This window comes from Niallia sp. FSL K6-0212, from assembly GCF_038007605.1.
Classification (GTDB): domain Bacteria; phylum Bacillota; class Bacilli; order Bacillales; family Cytobacillaceae; genus Niallia; species Niallia circulans.
Genome location: NZ_JBBOXL010000001.1, coordinates 3489336 through 3508723 on the forward strand (window position 1 = coordinate 3489336; position 19388 = coordinate 3508723).

21 protein-coding genes and 1 pseudogene are annotated in these 19388 nt (G+C 32.9%); 16 read left to right on the plus strand and 6 right to left on the minus strand.

The annotated features are described in order from the left end of the window. Positions 1-49 precede the first annotated feature (49 nt). The 6 genes from MHH96_RS16560 to MHH96_RS16585 all read left to right on the plus strand — a co-directional run bounded on the left by MHH96_RS16560 (position 50) and on the right by MHH96_RS16585 (position 6062). Positions 50-892 (plus strand): nucleotidyltransferase, encoded by an 843-nt coding sequence (locus tag MHH96_RS16560; RefSeq protein WP_144545877.1) that lies wholly within the window; start codon positions 50-52, stop codon positions 890-892. A gap of 206 nt (positions 893-1098) precedes the next feature. Further along, positions 1099-1608, plus strand: coding sequence for a GNAT family N-acetyltransferase (locus MHH96_RS16565; protein ID WP_144545875.1), 510 nt, complete (start codon positions 1099-1101; stop codon positions 1606-1608). 416 nt (positions 1609-2024) lie between these two features. Further along, the gene (locus MHH96_RS16570; protein WP_144545873.1) at positions 2025-3239 is read left to right on the plus strand and encodes an ATP-binding protein; all 1215 of its coding nucleotides are present in this window, start codon (positions 2025-2027) and stop codon (positions 3237-3239) included. Between the two features lie 263 nt (positions 3240-3502). Further along, entirely contained in the window at positions 3503-3958 is a 456-nt protein-coding gene (locus MHH96_RS16575) for an NUDIX hydrolase (protein ID WP_321198316.1), read from the plus strand. Positions 3959-4316: 358 nt separating this feature from the next. Further along, a complete protein-coding gene (locus MHH96_RS16580; protein WP_144545869.1) occupies positions 4317-4919 on the plus strand; it encodes a hypothetical protein in 603 nt (200 codons plus the stop codon). 414 nt (positions 4920-5333) lie between these two features. Beyond that, on the plus strand, positions 5334-6062 hold the full coding sequence (locus tag MHH96_RS16585) for a DUF2268 domain-containing putative Zn-dependent protease (protein WP_341117700.1): 729 nt from the start codon (positions 5334-5336) through the stop codon (positions 6060-6062). A 91-nt stretch (positions 6063-6153) separates the two neighbouring features. Here MHH96_RS16585 and MHH96_RS16590 read toward each other — a convergent pair whose 3' ends face one another. Next, entirely contained in the window at positions 6154-6450 is a 297-nt protein-coding gene (locus MHH96_RS16590) for a DUF3139 domain-containing protein (protein ID WP_144545865.1), read from the minus strand. A gap of 35 nt (positions 6451-6485) precedes the next feature. Beyond that, the gene (locus MHH96_RS16595; RefSeq protein WP_144545863.1) at positions 6486-6884 is read right to left on the minus strand and encodes a hypothetical protein; all 399 of its coding nucleotides are present in this window, start codon (positions 6882-6884) and stop codon (positions 6486-6488) included. Positions 6885-7016: 132 nt separating this feature from the next. Here MHH96_RS16595 and MHH96_RS16600 point away from each other — a divergent pair, with 132 nt between their 5' ends. Then, complete coding sequence (locus tag MHH96_RS16600) at positions 7017-7685, plus strand: HAD family hydrolase (protein WP_144545940.1); 669 nt, start codon at positions 7017-7019, stop codon at positions 7683-7685. A gap of 228 nt (positions 7686-7913) precedes the next feature. Further along, on the plus strand, positions 7914-8468 hold the full coding sequence (locus tag MHH96_RS16605; protein ID WP_047944939.1) for a 5' nucleotidase, NT5C type: 555 nt from the start codon (positions 7914-7916) through the stop codon (positions 8466-8468). 46 nt (positions 8469-8514) lie between these two features. Here the strand turns inward: MHH96_RS16605 and MHH96_RS16610 are convergent, their stop codons facing one another. From MHH96_RS16610 to MHH96_RS16615, 3 genes and pseudogenes are all read right to left on the minus strand, one after another. Then, complete coding sequence (locus MHH96_RS16610; protein WP_061800431.1) at positions 8515-9093, minus strand: hypothetical protein; 579 nt, start codon at positions 9091-9093, stop codon at positions 8515-8517. Between the two features lie 143 nt (positions 9094-9236). Further along, a complete protein-coding gene (locus tag MHH96_RS25670; RefSeq protein ID WP_144545861.1) occupies positions 9237-9518 on the minus strand; it encodes a UPF0715 family protein in 282 nt (93 codons plus the stop codon). Continuing rightward, positions 9509-10349 (minus strand): annotated as a pseudogene (locus MHH96_RS16615) (alpha/beta fold hydrolase). The gene MHH96_RS25670 and the pseudogene MHH96_RS16615 overlap by 10 nt, the downstream one beginning before the upstream one ends. Before the next feature lie 428 nt (positions 10350-10777). Here MHH96_RS16615 and MHH96_RS16620 point away from each other — a divergent pair. From MHH96_RS16620 to MHH96_RS16655, 8 genes are all read left to right on the plus strand, one after another. Beyond that, positions 10778-11068: a hypothetical protein gene (locus tag MHH96_RS16620; protein WP_047944934.1), complete on the plus strand. Its 291-nt coding sequence runs from the start codon at positions 10778-10780 to the stop codon at positions 11066-11068. Between the two features lie 80 nt (positions 11069-11148). Continuing rightward, a complete protein-coding gene (locus tag MHH96_RS16625) occupies positions 11149-12771 on the plus strand; it encodes a putative polysaccharide biosynthesis protein (protein ID WP_047944932.1) in 1623 nt (540 codons plus the stop codon). Positions 12772-13645: 874 nt separating this feature from the next. After that, entirely contained in the window at positions 13646-14680 is a 1035-nt protein-coding gene (locus MHH96_RS16630; RefSeq protein ID WP_144545859.1) for a DUF2332 domain-containing protein, read from the plus strand. Between the two features lie 108 nt (positions 14681-14788). Continuing rightward, positions 14789-15100 (plus strand): hypothetical protein, encoded by a 312-nt coding sequence (locus tag MHH96_RS16635; RefSeq protein WP_321198315.1) that lies wholly within the window; start codon positions 14789-14791, stop codon positions 15098-15100. A gap of 161 nt (positions 15101-15261) precedes the next feature. After that, positions 15262-16080, plus strand: a complete 819-nt coding sequence (locus MHH96_RS16640; protein WP_341117703.1) for a lipid II flippase family protein — start codon at positions 15262-15264, stop codon at positions 16078-16080. A 129-nt stretch (positions 16081-16209) separates the two neighbouring features. Beyond that, positions 16210-16671, plus strand: coding sequence for a GNAT family N-acetyltransferase (locus MHH96_RS16645; protein WP_047944731.1), 462 nt, complete (start codon positions 16210-16212; stop codon positions 16669-16671). 21 nt (positions 16672-16692) lie between these two features. Continuing rightward, positions 16693-17211, plus strand: a complete 519-nt coding sequence (locus MHH96_RS16650) for a GNAT family N-acetyltransferase (RefSeq protein ID WP_053215811.1) — start codon at positions 16693-16695, stop codon at positions 17209-17211. Positions 17212-17285: 74 nt separating this feature from the next. Next, complete coding sequence (locus MHH96_RS16655) at positions 17286-18053, plus strand: GNAT family N-acetyltransferase (RefSeq protein WP_047944759.1); 768 nt, start codon at positions 17286-17288, stop codon at positions 18051-18053. A gap of 163 nt (positions 18054-18216) precedes the next feature. On the opposite strand, the gene MHH96_RS16660 is transcribed toward MHH96_RS16655, so the two are convergent. Beyond that, positions 18217-19245, minus strand: a complete 1029-nt coding sequence (locus tag MHH96_RS16660) for a DUF3231 family protein (RefSeq protein WP_047944732.1) — start codon at positions 19243-19245, stop codon at positions 18217-18219. Between the last annotated feature and the right edge of the window lie 143 nt (positions 19246-19388).

Here is a 19388-nt window from a genome sequence, read left to right on the forward strand (position 1 = left end):
ATCATAATTTAATTGGAAGAATCATGAAATTCTTTTAAAGGAGAGATTATTGATAGAAATTAAAAATATTGGGCATTTTTGTCGGACAGATTCAAGAGGCCATATCATAAATGATTCGAGTATAAATGCCATAAAACCTGAATTTAAATATATTATAGATGCGGTAATAGAAACATATCAATCTTATTTAGGAGAACATTTACATAGTGTGTATATTAGGGGTTCTATTCCTCGCGGATTAGGAATAGATAATGTATCAGATTTGGATACGATAGCTATTACCAATAAAAATATTGATGCCATTGACTTAAATTGGGTGGATAAGGCAGAACAAGCTTTAAATGAAAACTTTAAAGCAGTTGATGGCGTTGAACTTAGTTTCTATTTTATTGAAGATATTTTAGAGACTACTAACTTTTCAATAATCCCGTTTATGATAAAAACTCATAGCATTTGTGTTTACGGAAAAGATATAAGTGTTTTTTTACCTAACTATAAAGCAGACAAAACACTTGCCAATGAACATCTTGTGAATTTAAGAAGTCAAATTCAACAAGCAAAAGAAGAACTTACTGGGAACGAAGATGTTGAAGATGTATTGGATTGCTGCAGATGGATAATGAAAATCATTGTTAGGGCAGGACTAGCACTGGTTCTAGTGGAAGAAAACAAATACACAAGGGATCTGTACCCGGCATATAAACTATTTTCTGAACATTTTCCTAGCAAAGAATCCGAAATGAAACAAGCACTGGAGTATGCTGTTAATCCAATAAGTAATTCAGAAGTTATTATAAATTTTTTAAATGAATTGGGAGAATGGATGATAAGTATCACGGAAAAATGGCTGCAAGTTTATAATCCTAATATGGAAAGAAATATGAAAATATAAAGTAATAGAGGAAAATTATTTAGTTACAGGTTGATACTATAGAACTTTCTGTGTCTGCCATTAAGAAAGCAGACTGTAGAATTGTCCAAGGACCTATTAATCGTGAATGTGAAGTTGTTGAGGCAGATCCAGATGGATAGAAAATACAATTTCCCGACCTTTGTCTTAATGAATGTTACATAATATAAATAACAGGGAGTGAGATTGTGATTGAAGTTAGAAAAGCGGAACCGAAAGATGTAGAAGGAATTGCGAAGGTTTGCAGGGATGGCTACTGGGCAACATATGAAGATCTCTGTTCAAAAGAATATATTACTAGAATTATTTCAACGTTTTATAATCGGGAAAGAATTCACAAGGAAGTTACGGAAACAAGTAGAGAATGGGGAGGCTATTTTGTTGCCATTGATAATGATGAAGTAGTCGGTGCCATCGGTGGTGGCATGATAAATGATACCGCTGGCGAAGTGTTTGTTTTATACATCAGTCCGGATAGACGGAATGAAGGCATTGGTACAAAATTATTAGATGTTCTCACAAAACAGCAGAAGGAAGAGTTCGCAGCAAGTGAGCAATGGGTGTCAGTAGCGAAAGGTAATCAAAAAGGAATCCCATTCTATGAAGCGAAAGGATTTATTTTTAAGAAAGAACAAGATACATACGGCAATGTAGAAGGAGAGAGTTACACTTCTTTGCGATATTGTCGAGTAATTTAAAAGCAGAAAGTAATTAACTATAAATGTACACATTTTTCCATATGTCTTTAAGTAGACCATCTAATTTGATTTCTTAGGTGGTCTTTTGAATTCTTTTAAATGGAAACAATGATCGAATAATGCTAATAAATGAACCATAGGGATTTTTAAATAAATGATAATCACGGCAATAATATAGAATTAACAAAAAGGAATAGTCAGATTAGACTACAAAAAGTTGGAATAATAAGGTAAAATAGACTTTTACATAGTAGTGAGTATAAAAAGCTTACCCTTCGTATGACAAGAAATTGAACGTCTTAGTAAATAAAGATTACAAATTGTGTACTATAAAAACATCAGTTATGATTATGATGTACCATTTTTCAGAAGCATTTAAATAACCTACAATTTAATATAATGTGAGGACTGTTTTAATGATAGACAATGAATTTTTACCTAGTATAAAGCTTTATCGTATGATTATTGGCTTATTCATCATATTAATGAGCGCAGGGATAGTGATAGTTTACATAGAGGATAATCGAATTATTTCGATGTCTTTAATCTTGCAATGTTTATTCGTTGTAAGTATTTCTATTCTACTAGTCATTTTTCCCAAAAAAGATACATTAAATTTTAGAGCAACGATTATTTTTTTGATGTCTGCCTACTTTTTCTTTATGTATTTACGGTTTCCTGACAGATTTGCTTTGATATTGCTGATTTGTTTTATCCCAGTTATTCCTGTCTTATTTTTACATATTAGATTATTTTATATTACATTGTTAGGGAACATTACTATTATGTTATGCGTAATTATTTATTTGATGATGAATAATACCCCTGGCATACATAGTTATAGCTATTTGGATTTTATAGGAGTTATCACTAATTTCTTGGGGACACAGCTTTTGCTGCTATTTCTTTTCCTGCTTTTTCAAAAAAGAATGAAGGATCAAGAGCTATATTATGTTCAAGTTAAGCAAGCTGAAAAGCTGCGGACAACTGGACAGCTTGCGGCAGCTGTTGCACATGAAATTCGCAATCCTATTACGGTAGTAAAAGGATTTATCCAGCTTCATGAAAAGGATAAGGAAATACCTGAACATATAAAAAAACAATATAAGCTGATGTTAGATGAGTTAGAAGCAGCTGAGACAGTTATTTCAGATTTTTTATCATTAGCTAAACCAAGCGAAACGAAGACAGAGATTATTTCCGTTAAACTAGCTCTTCATACAGTGATGGACTTACTGAATTCATATGCAATGAATGATACGATACATATTGAATTAGAAAGTGAAACAGACTATAAGATTCAATGTAATATCATGGAATTTAAACAACTATTCGTAAATTTATTGAAAAATGCGATTGAAGCCTCCCAGCCTGGTGATACCATCCATGTAAAATTAATAGGAGAATTAGACGAATTAAAAATTGTAATTATCGATAACGGTACAGGGATGAACGAAGAACAATTAGAGCAGATAGGAACGCCTTTCTATTCCTTAAAAGCGAAAGGAACTGGGCTTGGTTTAATGATTTGCTATAATATTATCGAAAAGTATGATGGAACCATTCGTTTTAAGAGTGAGGAAGGAAAAGGAACAGAAGTTACCGTTACTTTTCCCATTGTACAGAAATAATACTCGCTTATATTATACATTTTTAGTACATCACTAAGTATTCTACCAGGAAGCCATTAATCATTGTTGAAACACAATGATTAATGGCTTTTGTTTTTATGAAGTAAATAACTAGGCTCAAAAAGAAAGTTATCTAAATAATTTGAAGCCTAAAACTTCTTGGGAACTATTATTATCCTTTTCCTATTTATATACTCGTAGTTCGTATTTTTAGAAAAATCTGTTAAAATTAGTTAAAAGAAAAAGGTTGAGAGGGTATGAAAATGGCAAAAACATCAGGTTGCTTTACGATAGTAATAAATGACAAGGGACAAGTCTTATTGACGAAACGGAAGGATGTTCCAATTTGGGATTTGCCTGGAGGTAGATGGGAAAAGGACGAAACATTAGAAGACTGTGCCATTCGAGAAACAGAAGAAGAAACTGGATACATTATTCAAATTAAACGGAAAATCGGGGAATATTTCCAACCGCAATTCAATGATATGCAGTATTTATTCTTGGGGGAAGTGAAAGGAGGAAATCCAATAGAAGAAGGACCAGAAACAGAAAAAGTTGCATGGGTAAATATACATCATTTACCATTAAATATGGTTCCTAATAGAAGAAAACAAATTAAAAACTATTTACAGAAAAAGAATCACGTTGTAAAACAATCAATAACTGTGTCTCCTATTATAAGAACCCTTTTAAAAGGGTATTTGAAATTATTTAGATAATTATTAACACCAATTAAAATAAAGCAGCTGCTTCTAGGTTTTATTCCACATGTTAGATTAATGGAGATTGTAAATTGTGGCCATTGACTGTTATAAAGAAACCTGCTGAACTTAATAGAATTGCTGCAGAATTTTAGGTGATTCTATAGTTCTCTCTTATAATTTCTAGGACAAATTATTCTTATTCTATTCTCCCATCTTTGGGTTATATAAATTCGGTTGCTTTTTGCTAACAAAAAAATAAAAAAGAATGAAAGACTAATAAAATTGACACTATAAGTGATCTGTTATTCAATTTAAAATATTTCCTATAATGTGTTATATTGGAAATAAAAACGTGAGTATAGGAGAGTACAAAATGACACTTGAATCGTATGGTAACTATTATGATAAACGTGTGGAGTCAATTGATGAAAAAATATGTGAATTAATAAGTCAAAGAAAAATAATATCAAGTGATCCTGGAGATCCAACTTCGCAGCATATTGCTATGTGGTCTAAAAAATATAATTTGAATGGGGATTTTTTAAATGATGTTTTTAGCCACTTACCAAGAGAGGATATGTATAAACCAATAGAAGTACCTAAAGGATTTCTGAAAAATAAACCAGTTTTAAAATCGTATGAAGATAATAACGTTTTCTATTCAGTACCATTCATTCGTCAATATGAAAATGCCAGTGTAGTTCACTTGAATATTGATAAGGACGTCTCCGAAGAGAAGCCTGGAGATATGCACCATTTTATATTTATAGAACTTTCCATCGATGGCACTCATATTGATTACGACTGTCGAAACGATCATGGTGGAGCTTCCGGTGGGCATATATCATTTGAATTCATTGTAACACCGCCCTTACCTGATAATATGTCAAACATTAAATTAATATTCAAGGAATACAATGAGCCTCTCAAAAGAAAGCCAACTGGTCTTGAATTCGTTTTTTCTTTGGACAAATAGTTTTACTCCTATATAAGTATCTAACTGCTTAGTAGTATATTCTATCAAAATAAGTAGAGGAGGGTTTAAAAAATTATCTTCTATTTCTCTTCTCGGTAGTCCTTTCTATTTTCTTCTCCTTTTCTATGAAGAATTATTAGAATGTTCGGGAACTTTTACGTGCTTAGAACGTATAAATTATGAAAAATCTATGGGAGGCAAGGTGTAACTTTGCGGGGAATTAAATATTATTTGATGTTTACTATTTTCTTATTATCGTCATGTCAACAAAATGAGATAGTAGAACAAGAAAAAAAGGTAAAAGAAGGACTTACATACTCATTTCAACATCCTGAAACTGGTCAATCGTACCATATAATTCACGTATATAAACTATATGAGAACTTCGAAAAAAGAATAAAAGAGGATGTAAATATGTCAGAAAGTCAGGTGTTTGAAGAGGAAGTAATTAATCCTATTTATGAGGCATGTTATCAGGATGCAGAGTATTTCACAGAGACTGTTAAAGCACCAGAAAATAGAGAAGAAGTTAATAATATCATTCAAACAATGGATGTGAAGGCTATAAATTCAGCCATTGAGGAAAGTTTAATAAAATCTTCTAATTATATACCATCAAATCAAAAAACGAATATATGTATTTATCCTACAGAGGCAACTAAGAGTACAACTTTAATGTTTACAGAGGGAGCAGGAAAAATCAGTGTATTATACAATGAACTTTTTAATGAGGAAACTCTTAAAGCAGGAATTGCTCACGAATATCATCATAGTGTGTGGACGGAAATGTACTTTAATAATTCTCACTCTCATACCGTATTGGATAACTTAATTCTTGAAGGGAAAGCAGTAATATTTGAAAAGCTTGTATATCCAGATATTTCTCTAACTACTGTTAATTACAATTTTAATAAGGATGATTGGAATCAAATTGAACCAGATTTATTCCAAGAAGATCCCTACAGGGCAGCAGAAATAATATCGGGCGGGAATGGATTGCCTTATAATTATGGTTACAATGTGGGTTATCAAATGATGAGATCCTATTTAGATTTACATCCAGATTTAACACCCCAAGAATGGACAGCTCTTGGCGCAAGAGAAATTTATGAAGAAGGAAAATACAACGAACATTATCAATAATGGAAGTTACATATCGAACTAATCCCTTTTACTCTAATACAAAACATTCTCCAGCAAAACAGTGAAAGAGATGGGAAAATTTGTATTTTAACTAATTATATTTGTTAAAATCAAGGTGTTTATATAAATGTTCCTCCTCTTCATTAGGATTGGGGGAAGCTTGTCTAATTTCTTTATCAATACGTATATATTCATATTTTTGGTTCGGTTCATCTCTAAAAGTCACAAACGTGGTAAAGTGATAGCTTGCTTTTGTCATGGAAGTATCAATTTCAAGTATTTCCTCTTCTTGATATTTTTGATAGTTGATATATCCTAATAGAGCAAAAGGGCATAGTATCATTAACCAAGTCACGGTTGTAAAGAAAATAAGCGCTTTTTTCTTCAAGTGTTTGCTCCTCCTTTTAAAGGATTTATCGATAACTAATAAACATTGTTTATGATACGATTTTTTTCTTCTCTAAATCGTCTTATTAATTCATCCATAAGCAAGAACATAATAGATATACTTAAGGAGTAAATAGTGAAAATCCAAAGAAAAAAGAAAGGTAGAAAACCAAAGAAAACATATAATATAAAGCTAAATGCGAGCCTGCCTTGAGGAAGTTTGCTTGTTATTTTCTCTATTAAGATGGAGATCGGAAGGCCATATAGAAGTAAACCTAAGCTGAAAAAGAGAGTATAGCTTATAAGATTTTCTTTTAAATCAATATCTTGATTAACCGGTTCAGTAAAAAATAGGTCTAATGGAAGAAAAACAGTAAATACAAAAGTGGATAAAAATAAAGTCAGAATAGCTGATACTACTTTTCTTTTAAGCATGTTGTCTTCCTCCAATCTCTTCACTTTCTTTATTTTAACAAATAATGTAATTGAAAAGGAGAATCGTTTAAAAAAATGAATTTAGTACAGAGAAAAAATTTTAACATTAGGGAGGGGGATCGACAATTAACCATGATTAAAGCGATTATATTTGATTTAGATGGTACCTTATTAAATAGAGATGCATCAATAGAAATGTTTGTGGATTGTCAATATGATAGATTAAATATAGAGCTTGGCCATATTCCCAAAGATACATATATAAAGAGATTTATTGAATTGGATCAACGCGGCTATGTTTGGAAGGATAAGGTATATCAACAATTAGCAGCTGAATTTGAGGTTAAGGAGATAACATGGGAAGAGCTCTTACAAGATTATCTTAGCCAATTTAAAAATCACTGCATGCCTTTTCCCAATCTTAAGAAGATGTTGGAGGGATTAAAGAGCCAGAATCTTCTTTTAGGAATGATAACCAATGGCTTTGGACAATTTCAAATGGATAATTTGAAGTCTTTGCAGATAGAAAAATATTTTGATGTCATTTTGGTTTCCGAATGGGAAGGGATAAAAAAGCCGGATCCTAGGATATTTAATAAAGCTTTAAACATACTGAATGTGCAGGCAAACGAAGCTATATTTGTAGGAGACCATCCAGAAAATGATGTGCTTGCTGCGAAAAAAGTAGGGATGAAAGGGATTTGGAAGAAGGATTTGCATTGGAGAAATGCCGAAGCAGATTTAATTGTAGATGATTTAGGAGAATTGCCTTTCATTATAGAAAAGTTAATGAAAGAATAGAACCACGCTAAATGGAATGATATTTTAAGTCGAGAAGCGTATAAGTTATAAAAGGGATGAAGCGAGACAAGGAAGAGAAATTAAAAAAACAGAAAATGGTCCAAGAACTATATAGAGAAAGAGTAAAAGTTCCGCGTTTTTTGGGGGTTTAGTGCTAAAAATAAAGCAATATATACTAGGTGTTCTAAAAAATATTTTAAGAGAAAGACATAAAAAGCGAGGGGCTATATGAACCATATTGGAATAGATTTTGATGATACACTTGTTGATATGAGAAAATCGATTGTAAAACTTTTAAATAAAATACATAACAAAAATTTGGATTACGAAGAAATGGTAGAGTACGGAGTTTCGGATTTATATGGATATTCCTTTGAAGCATTTGTAGATTTTTTTACAAACAATCAAAAGGAACTGCATTCAGCTAAACCATATCCATTTTTAATTGATGTACTTAGTGAACTAAGCAAAACTTCAAAACTATCAATCATGACGGGCAGGTCAAAAGCTTGGATGAATTCAGCGGAACTTTGGGTTGTTAAAAATAAGTTGCCCATAGATGATATAGTATGCGCTTCAGAATATATAAATGGTAAGCCTGAATGTGCTTTAATTCATAATGTCACTCTATTTATTGAAGACAACCCTGCCCATGCATTCTCTATTGCAAATAGTGGAATAGATGTATTGCTACTTGATAAGCCATACAATCAAATGTGTAAGCACGAACGAATAACGAGAGTGAAGGACTGGGAAGAAGTAGGTAGTTTGTTATTAAGTTAAGGCTTCTATAAATGAAAAATAACTTTGAATCCATTATAGAAGCTAATTAATCTACACAAATCTTAATTCGAGCAACGGCCTCTTTATAATGAAGTATACAATCATTTATTGATAATACAGCGAAATAGGAAAAAGCGGTTAAATCTTCTATTATAGAATTATCATAAATAAAGTTAATATGTAATGGTTTTTTGGGGATGATTTTTTCTTCTAATAGTTTAGTTGAAACATCATGATAGATATGCTCTATTGTTTCGCCCATAGCCCTTTCAATGGAAAATCCACCTGCTAGACTTGTCCACCAAGTGAAAAAGGAATCATATATTTGATTAAAAGCAGTTAGATTATCGACAGTAACATCACACAATTCATGATAAAATAAGTGTTTTTCATTATAGAAAATATCCTGGTCAATATCTCTATTCTCAGAAATACTTTTCGTTATCTTAGTCCATAAGCCGCGATACTGTAATAAAAAATCCTTTCGAAACTCACAAGTTGTTAGGAGATAGGGGAATTTCCAATTATCCTTATTTTTATTTTGGTTGAGAAAGATATTTTGAACATAAACCAAAAAATTTAATGAATAAGAAGCTTCTGCTATTATTTGTAATGAGTTTTTCATCGGTTTCCTCCTTATTTCTTACACCAGATTTCAATATTTATTCCGCTTTTTTCTGAAGTAACAGAGAATCAACTATCCAAAAAAGAGATGCACACAAAATAAATAGAAAATAAAAGATGGAAGAATGGAAAGGATCTTTCATATCAAAAAACCATGGCAACAATCCATGTGACAACCCCAGAAAAAATATTATAGATCGCGAGGTAGAGAATACTAAATTTCTTTGGTCTTTGATTTAGCAAAATTTGCAGCGGCGACGCGATAACCAAATAAAAGCAAAAGAAAATAAAACTAAATATTAGTATTCCCAACAAACTAAAATAAGAAGAACTAATAAGGTAAATCGTACTAACGCAAATAGCGGAGATCAGAGAAGTAAGCAACGAGCGAGCGATCATATCAATATCTATCTTCTTTAATTGCATGAAATTCCCCCCATAAATGCATCTATTTCATCCTTAAATCGTGAAGCTTCTTCTAGAAACGGATAATGATTGCTTTGATTAAATATCAATAATTTCGAATGAGGAATGCACTCATTCATTTCAAGCGAATAGGAAAGAGGGCACTGAACATCGAATTTTCCACATATGATTAATGTTGGAGTTGAAATCAGCTTAAGCTTCCTAGTAACATCAAAAAGTTGCACTTCCCGGCTAAAATAGTTCAGTCTAATCGAGGATATTTTCTTTTGAATGGGAAGGGAAAAATACTCTCCATAGTTTTCAGGAGTATATAAGGATAACTTTGTTCGTTCTTTCGTAATTCTCATCTTTTCTGTAATTGATAAATCAGATTGTTTTATCTTTTCCATCAAATCTTGCATTTTCTTAAAGGATGGATGTTTATCATTGTATATACAGTCAGGATTCTCTTGCAGCAGCTCCTACTAAAACAAGTTTTCTCAAACTGTTAGAGCAATATATCCCATAAATAACTCCTAGAATACCCCCAGTGGAATGTCCTGCCAAGTTCCATTTTTTAAATCCTAATGCTTCCCGTATTGCTTCTAAGTCGAAGATAGACTCTAGTAACCCTAGTTCATACGGTTGAGTAGCCTTATCGGAGCTACCTGCTTCTCTGAGATTAACAAGAAATACTTCATGCGTATCGACAAAGGATTCTGCAAAATAATCTCCTGTCTCATTAAATTCTGCATAGTGATGGGTTATACAAAGAGGTTCACCTTGCCCTTTAATAAAAATTTCGAATTTTCCCCTAGAGGTATTTAATAGTTTTCTAGCCCATTTATTCATATATACTCCCTTCAAATGCAATAAGTTAATCTCATGTTATGTATGAGGATATAGAAGATGTACTTATTAATCTGCTAATTTTATAAACTCAGCATCATGCCGGATATTTGTTGAAAGCACTACATAGTTGTTACCATATTTTAGCATCTGGGAGAGAAGTAATAAACAGTTTTCGTAAGACAATCGAAAAATTATATCCTGCAGGTAATATGATAGGATAAAAAAAACGAAACATTTATTAAGCTCAATCTTTTAGCCATTTTTACTTCATAGTTATTGCAGCACCAAGAGGAATCCTTCTAGGGGCGATTAATTCCATCACTTTTTAAACGCTCTATATCTTATTTAATTTGCATCATATTTTATTACCATATATTGGTCTTTTTTCAATGAGTACTTTATAATCTATTAATAAAGGAGGGGAAAACTTGTCACAAAAAAATAAGAAAGAATTTATATCCCTTATTTTAACATTATTCTTATTCTTAGCCTCAATTGCAGTTTTTCTTTTTGTAAGGGGGTCTAATTTAACTCTGTGGATACCAATATCCTTATATTTATTAATTGACTTAGGTCTACTTGTTTCACTTATTATAGGTATACAATCTAATAATAAAAGCATAAAAATTTTTAGTATTCTATCTAATATTATTTTGATGATTCCAATAACCATTTGGACATATTTTTTGTTGTTGGCAAATGGAATTTCAGAAAAATAAGAATTATAGTGGGGTTAATGCCACTTAAATTTAATTTTAATGGTTTATTTATTTGAAAAGATAATTAAAGGATGGATTTAATGGAAACATCAAAACTTCTAAGAGGAACATTTCTTTTAACGCTAGGAACAATTATCTCAAAAGTTCTTGGCATGCTCTATGTTATTCCTTTTTATCATATAGTAGGGGAAAAAGGAAATGCTTTATACTCAATGGCTTATATCCCTTATTCTATTTTTATAAGTATAGCCACTGCTGGCTTGCCATTAGCAGTGGCAAAGTTTGTTTCTAAATATAATTCTCTAGAGGAGTATGCAGTAGGGAGAAAATTATTTAAATCTGGGCTTATTATGATGAGTTGTACTGGAATTGTCGCATTTGTTATTTTATATTTCTTTGCGCCCATTTTAGCAGCAGCTAGCATTCCAGATAACGCCGATGTAAGTGTTCAAGATGGGACAACTGTTATTCGTGCGGTTAGCTTTGGATTACTGATTGTTCCATTTATGAGTTTGATTAGAGGTTTTTTTCAAGGGCATCAATCAATGGGACCTTCGGCAGTTTCTCAAGTAGTTGAGCAGATTGTGCGAGTTATTTTTATGCTTTCTGGTGCCTATATTATATTAAATCTCTTAAAAGGAAGTTTAGTTACTGCTGTCAGTGTAGCAACCTTTGCGGCATTTATAGGGGCAGTTGGAAGTTTAGTAGTCTTATTATGGTATTGGTCCAAAAGAAAACCCCATCTTAATAAGCTTCTTTTAGAAAATAAAGGAGCTATTGATGTTTCCCTTAAGGAAATATACAAAGAGATTATCGTATATGCGATCCCTTTTATTTTTGTAGGTCTTGCAAATCCATTATTCCAGTTTATTGATGAACTTACTTTCAAAGGTGCAATGGAATCTATTGGCTTAAAAGATCAAGTAGTAACTGCATTTGGTGTTTTGACTTTAAATACTCATAAACTTGTCATTATTCCAGTCTCTTTAGCAACTGCTTTTTCATTAACGTTAGTGCCTGCCATTACGAAAGCATATACAGAAAAAGATCATGTAAGTTTAGTTCAACAAGTGAATCAAACAATTCAAATTGTTCTATTCTTTACATTACCTGCTGTTGTAGGTCTTTCGCTGCTTGCCGAACCGGTCTATACCTTATTTTATCATCATAAAGAACTTGGTACGGACATATTAAGAATATATGCTCCGGTAGCTATTCTCTTTTCCCTTTTCTCTATTACAGCAGCGGTCCTTCAAGGAATAAATAAGCAAAAATATACTATTATAAGTTTGTTGGTAGGTTTGATTGTGAAATTATGTCTGAACATACCACTTATAAAAATTTTTGCAACAAGTGGGGCAGTAATAGCAACAAGTATAGGATATTTAGTGGCAATTATTATTAATTTTTATGCAGTAAAAAAGTTTGCTGGCTATTCTTTAAGGTTAGTAATCAGAAGAGTGCTGCAAATCGGATTCTTTTCACTCGTTGTGTTTATTGGAACACTAATTACCTATATGCTATTAACTTTATTTTTATCAACTCAAGCTAAGTTAGATGCATGTATTATAGTGATAGTTTGCATGGTTGTGGGAATAAGTATTTATTTTTGTCTAAGTGTTAAGTTTAATTTAATTATTCATCTCTTTGGGGAACGAGCAATACGAGTAATAAAGAAGTTGAATATCAATAAATCTTTTTAATTGGTGGCGATAAGCAGTCTACTATTCTTTATTTCTATTTAATATGAGAAGCCTAGATATTTGGAGTTGAAATTATAATGGGGAGTTATGTTGAATAAATTAATAGGCTCTCAATTAAATAGAGAAGTATATAATATCAGTCAAAATATGAAGGGAATTAGCTGAATAACGAATTTATCAGCCAAAATAAGAGGGAAATCAGCCAAACTAGGAAATTATCAGCCAAAATAAGAGGGAAATCAGCCAAACTAGGAAATTATCAGCCAAAGTAAGAGGGAAATCAGCCAAACTGGGAAATTATCAGCCAAAATAAGAGGGAAATCAGCCAAACTAGGAAATTATCAGCCAAAGTAAGAGGGAAATCAGCCAAACTGGATTTATCAGCCAAAATAAGAGGAGAATCAGCCAAACTAGGAAATTATCAGCCAAAGTAAGAGGAGAATCAGCCAAACTAGGAATTTATCACCCAAAGTAAGAGGGGAATCAGCCAAACTAGGAAATTATCAGCCAAAATAAGAGGGAAATTAGCCAAACTAGGAAATTATCAGCCAAAGTAAGAGGAGAATCAGCCAAACTGGGAAATTATCAGCCAAAGTAAGAGGGAAATCAGCCAAACTAGGAAATTATCAGCCAAAGTAAGAGGGAAATCAGCCAAACGCCGAAATTATCAGCCAAAGTATGAAGGAAATCAGCCAAACGCCGAAATTATCAGCCAAAGTAAGAGGGAAATCAGCCAAACACCGAATTTATCAGCCAAAGCAAGGTGGAAATCAGCCAAACTACATATAATAAGTAGAGAAAATTTTTAAGCATTTAAGCACATACAGCATTAAACAGGGGAGAGTACAATTCATATGAGGGGATGATTAGGAGAATGCAAACTAATGAAATGCTGACTCAAACATTTTTAACCTTTGCAGAAAAGGAATGTAAGGGATCAAGCTTCATTTACGAACTTTTGTCAAAACAAATTGCAATGGATAAAACGCTTCTTAATATTGCTAAATGTGCTAGAGAGGGGCAGCCTGTCCCAAATCTATTATTTGGTGCAGTTCACTACCTACTGTTAAAGGGGACCAATCACTCGCTAAAAGATTATTACCCTAGTATCACAGAGAATCCCAAAACAGCTAAGGCTTCGTTTCCTATTTTTAAAGATTTCTGCCTCAAATATCAAAAGGAGATTAAATGGATTCTCCAAACGAAGTTAGTCCAAACGAATGAGGTAAGAAGATGTTCTTACCTTTATCCTGCTTTTTGTATGATATATAATCTAGCAAAGAAACCGCTAGCGTTAATCGAAATAGGCACTAGTGCAGGATTTCAGCTTCAGTGGGATAAGTATGCCTATTCATACGGTAAAGAATGGTATGGAAATTCAGAGTCAGAACTGCCAATTACTGCGACTGTAATAGGAGAAAATATGCCATTCTTTTTGAAAACTTCTCCTCCTGTTACGGCAAGGATTGGTTTTGATTTACATACGATAGATTTACATGACAAAGACGAAGAATTATGGCTAAAAGCATTGATATGGCCAGAACATAGAGAGAGATTATTCTTATTTGAAAAAGCGGCAGATTACAGAAGAGAAGGTGCTTTGAACGTAGTGAGCGGTGATGGAGTAAGCTTGCTGCCACATTATGCCGAAACTATTCCAGAGGGCAGTGCCATTTGCATCTTTCATACCCATGTAGCGAATCAAATACCAAGAGAAGGGAAGGAGCTTCTGTTACAAAGCGTGGAAGAAATCGGGAAGCACAGAGAAGTATTTCATCTTTATAATAATATTCAAGATAGATACTTACACTTAGATTATTATATGGCCGGTAAGAAGAGTGAAAATACCATTGCAGAAACAGACGGACATGGAAGATGGTTTAAATGGTTAAAAAATGATATCAAATAAGGAAGTAATTTAGTTTTAGGATAAAGAGTTATCTCTACACTGAATAAAGGAATATACTTCTAGAGCTTTAAATGTGAAAAGTATATAATAAGGAGGCACTAAAATATAATGGGGTTACTGAATATTGGGAGCCTGGTGCTTGGTTTAATTGCTTGGATATTGCCGGCTACAAACTTAATGGGAAATAAAGAGAAAGTTCAGAGAAATGGGCTAATGATTTGTTTTCTTAGCATGAGTGCTTGTGCGATTTCTATCTCTTTTCAGATTATCTATAGCTATTATCTTGTAAAAATGGAGGATTGGAGTGCAATGATGGACACAGCAGGTGGGGTAGTGGTTGCGACTGCAGTTCTACTTTCTGTAACAATTATTTTGAACACTGCGAATTATATTGTATATCGTAAAGTTACAGCAAAATAGCCTTTAAAATAAATACATATAAAGAAAAGGACACTTCTATTGGTGTCCTTTTATTGCAATAACAACATCTACTTAATGTAAAATCAACTTTAGTAAATATTTCTAGTTAATTTCAGAAAAAGAGTTATAATGTAGCTAGAATAAAAATTAAAGGAGTTTTTATGGAATTAATAACGTCAAAGGTCATCATTATTTCTATTTTACTATTAGTGATTACAATGGTAGAAACATTGGCCTATTTAACAAGAATATCTGGTACGAGAGTAAGGTTAATTGCTACTGCTATATCGTTATTTAGCACAATGGTTATTGTTTCGCGATTTTCCACTATGTTTCAACAGCCATTAACAGCAAAATTGATAGCAGAAGTTCCCAAAGGGGCAGACAAATTAACTTTTATTGCGGCGCAATATCGAATTTTGATAGGAGTAACATCATTGGGAGTATTATTTGGAATCCTGTTGTTTCCAACATTTATTAATATTTTTTCACGAGCCATTGTTCAATTAGCAAATGAAAGAGGGTCCATGCTAGCTCTTTTTTCTAAATTATTCAAGAAAAACAATTGGAAAAAGCTTGTAAAATGTCTCAAATTACCGAGAATTTCCTATTTTAGAGGAATTACCTTAAACACAGTTCCAAAGCGTTTATTTGTATTAAATGTCATTATTTCAGCTATATTTACGACGGGTGTCATATCCTCCATATATGCTTCCATGTTAGTTCCTGCAAAAGTTTCTCAGGCAGCTTTAATGTCCTCAGGGGTAATAAACGGGATTGCCACCATCATTCTGACCTTATTTATTGATCCAAAGGCGTCTGTGTTAGCCGATCGCGTCATGAAAAAACAAACGGACTACATCTATTTGAAAAGTTACTCATTAACAATGGTTAGTTCTAAATTTATCGGTACCATAGTAGCACAAATAATCTTTTTACCAGCAGCATACTATGTGGCTTGGTTTGCAGAGTGGCTTTAATCTAAAATAGGAGCTGAAAAGTAAATTACTGTCCTTTATATTATAGTCGTTAGGTCTATTAGCTTTTCAAACGACTGGATAAACAATTGAGAACTATCGAAATAGTTTTTTACTAAAGGGGGAAATAAAGTGACGGAGTCATTAGAGTTTAGGTTAGCAGTATTACAAGATTTAGATCAGATTGTAGCTATGCTTGCTGATGATGTTTTAGGCAGTAAGCGAGAGCGTTATGAACAGCCACTACCTGCCAGTTATCTGCAAGCGTTTCAAGCTATTGCAGAAGATCCCAATAATGAATTAGTGGTAGCATGTTTTGGAAATGAAGTAGTTGGGGTTCAACAAATTACATTTACTCCATATATTACCCATCAAGGAGGATGGCGAGCGACTATTGAAGGGGTAAGAACTGCCTCTTCTGTAAGAGGAAAAGGGGTAGGTACTCAACTAATTAACTGGGCAATCGAGCGTGCCAAAGAAAGAGGCTGTCATTTAATTCAGCTTACGACTGACAAACAAAGACCAGATGCCTTGCGTTTTTATGAACGATTAGGCTTTCAAGCAACACATGAAGGGCTGAAAATGAAACTATAGCAAGGAGGGAGGTGCGACAAAGTGGTTCGGGTGTTATCAATAGAGAAAGATGACATCATAATAGAACAAATGGAAGAGCTGTATAAAAGTGTATGGAATAAATCTATTAAGGAACCTTTAGTAAGACACATTAAGTATAAAGGATTTAGGGGGAATAGGATAATTTCAGCAGAAGGGAGACTAATAGGGTTTGTATATGGATATATATCTTTACCAGAACAATACTATCATACACTGCTTTCTAATGAGCTCAGTCAGGAAGAATACGATTTTTGGTTGAAAGATTGCTTTGAAGTAGTTGAATTAGTTATTCATCCCTTGCATCGAAAAAGAGGATTTGGAAGTAAATTAATGAGAGCTTTGTTGCTTGGTGTAGACAATAAAACAGCTGTATTAACGACACAAGTAACGAATACAGCGGCACAAAGTTTATACACTGGCTTAGGATGGACTGTTATTAAGAATGCATTCATACTGAATAAGACTGAGGCTCCTTTTATGATTATGGGGAAAGTATTAGGGAAGAAAAATGGATTATAAGAAGCATTAAGCAATCTGTAGGAGAATGTCTATAGTTGATGAACATTCCATTTAAAAGATACGGAGGAGAGACGATGTTTGAAATCTTGAATGTAAATGCTGAAAACGTGGATGAATACGGATTTTTTTGTATGAGAAGCAAACCAAAATCAAAAGGGTATCAAAATAAACTAGCATGGCTGAAGGAACGGTTTAAAGATGGGTTAAAAGTAAAAATCCTTCTAGAAGACGGTCGACAAAGAGGGTTTATTGAATATATTCCCGGTGAATTTACTTGGCGAGCGATAAATGCCAAGAAATATATGGTGATTCATTGCTTCTGGATCGTTGGCAAGAGCAAAGGAAAGGGCTATGGTAGCAAGCTCTTAGAGGAATGTATAACGGATGCGAGAGAATTACATTTAGATGGTATTACAATAGTCACTAGTAAGAAAAGCTGGTTACCAGACAAAACTATCTTTGAAAAAAAAGGCTTCAATCAAGTGGATAAAAAAGGGGATTTTGAATTAATGGCTTATGCTTTTCAAAATGATCGGAAACCTAGCTTTATTGATTGGCCGCAACTAGCAAACGAATATGATAATGGGATTACGGTGTTCAAATCAAACCAATGTCCGTTCACGCAGGATGCTGTTGATAATTTACAAGCTGCAGCAGATGAGCACGGCTTAAATGTAACAGTACTTGAAATGAACGATAATGAAATGGTACAACATCAGTCTCCAACACCCTTCGGCGTATTTACAGTTATATATAATGGTGAAATTATTACTTATCATCCAGAAACGAAGAATAAATTTCTACAATTAATAGAAAAACAGGATTTGAAAAGGAGTAAGTAAACATTGATGAAAGATATATCTATGTAAATAGATAATATTAGTAAATGCTTGACTCAAAGTATTAAAGAGGAAATGAAATAAAGAGCAATCTTCAAATGGATCTTAAAAATAGAGCAAAGCCTGTGAGACTATGCTCCATATATTTTTTTCCTAACTAGTAAATCTAGCAGTAAGAATTATTCTTTATTATTGCTAAAGTCTGTCTGTTATCAGCTAACGGAGGTTGCTCTAGCCATCCATACTTTATTAATAATTCACATCCATCTTCGGCGTATAAACCCACTTCAGCCATGAATTTCGTATATTCTGCGGCGATATCTCTCCTTTGAGAAACAGATAAGCCAGCACCATAATAGCCAACTGCAGAAGAAACCAATGTAACAATATGGTATAACATTAATTTATCAGAAAAAGGGGGAACGGTGGAATTTGTTACTTCCGACACCCATGTTTTCGGAGAAGATAAGTCTTCCTTTGTAAGGATAGTATTAAAAGTAGTGAAGTAGTTCAAACAAATTTTTTTACCTCTTTCAAAATATTTTTGAATTTCTTTTATTTGGCAAACTTGAGCAAATCCTAATTCTAAAACGGTTTTTACTATGTCTTTTTTCATGTTAAAACTCATACCACTTATTTCAATCGTATTTAATGGTCGTTTTTTCCCAAACCATCCAGCTAAATAACTCTGGTCATCGACAAATTTGACTTGCTCTGGTGTATTAATTCTAGCGGTTTTACTATAGAATCCTTTATTTAACATGATGGAAACGATTCGTTTATGTAACTCCATCGTTTCCTTGTTGCATTGAATAAAGTAATCTAACTGGTCATCTCTTGATGATGTAGAAACGGCACCTGCATATCCAGTTAATCCTAGTAAGGTCATAACATGTAAATACGCTATAATAAAAGCGTCAGTAAAGATAGAAGGAGCATTTAAATTAACATCTTCCTCCACTGAAAAACCTTTGGGAATGGGAAAGTTCTCTTGAGTAAAGAAATCAGTAATTTTAGTAATATGGGATTCAGCAAGACTAAGGGAAAAGTTAAGTACTTCTTTAATGTCTTTGTCTTTTGCCTTTTCAATTGAATGGGTAAGAATACATATGGATAAAGAATCATTTATGTATTGAGTCCAAAGGTTCGCTATTTCAGCTGTGGTTAGTTCTACATCATGACTGATTTTCTTCATAAAAACTCCTCCAACAAGTGCATATATCAAATACAATTTTATTTTTTTGATATTATATTAATATTTCATAGTTGCGCCATTTTTATGTAAGAAAAAAAAATGTTAAAGAAGCGATAAATAGGATAAAGTTAATAGACTGTTCT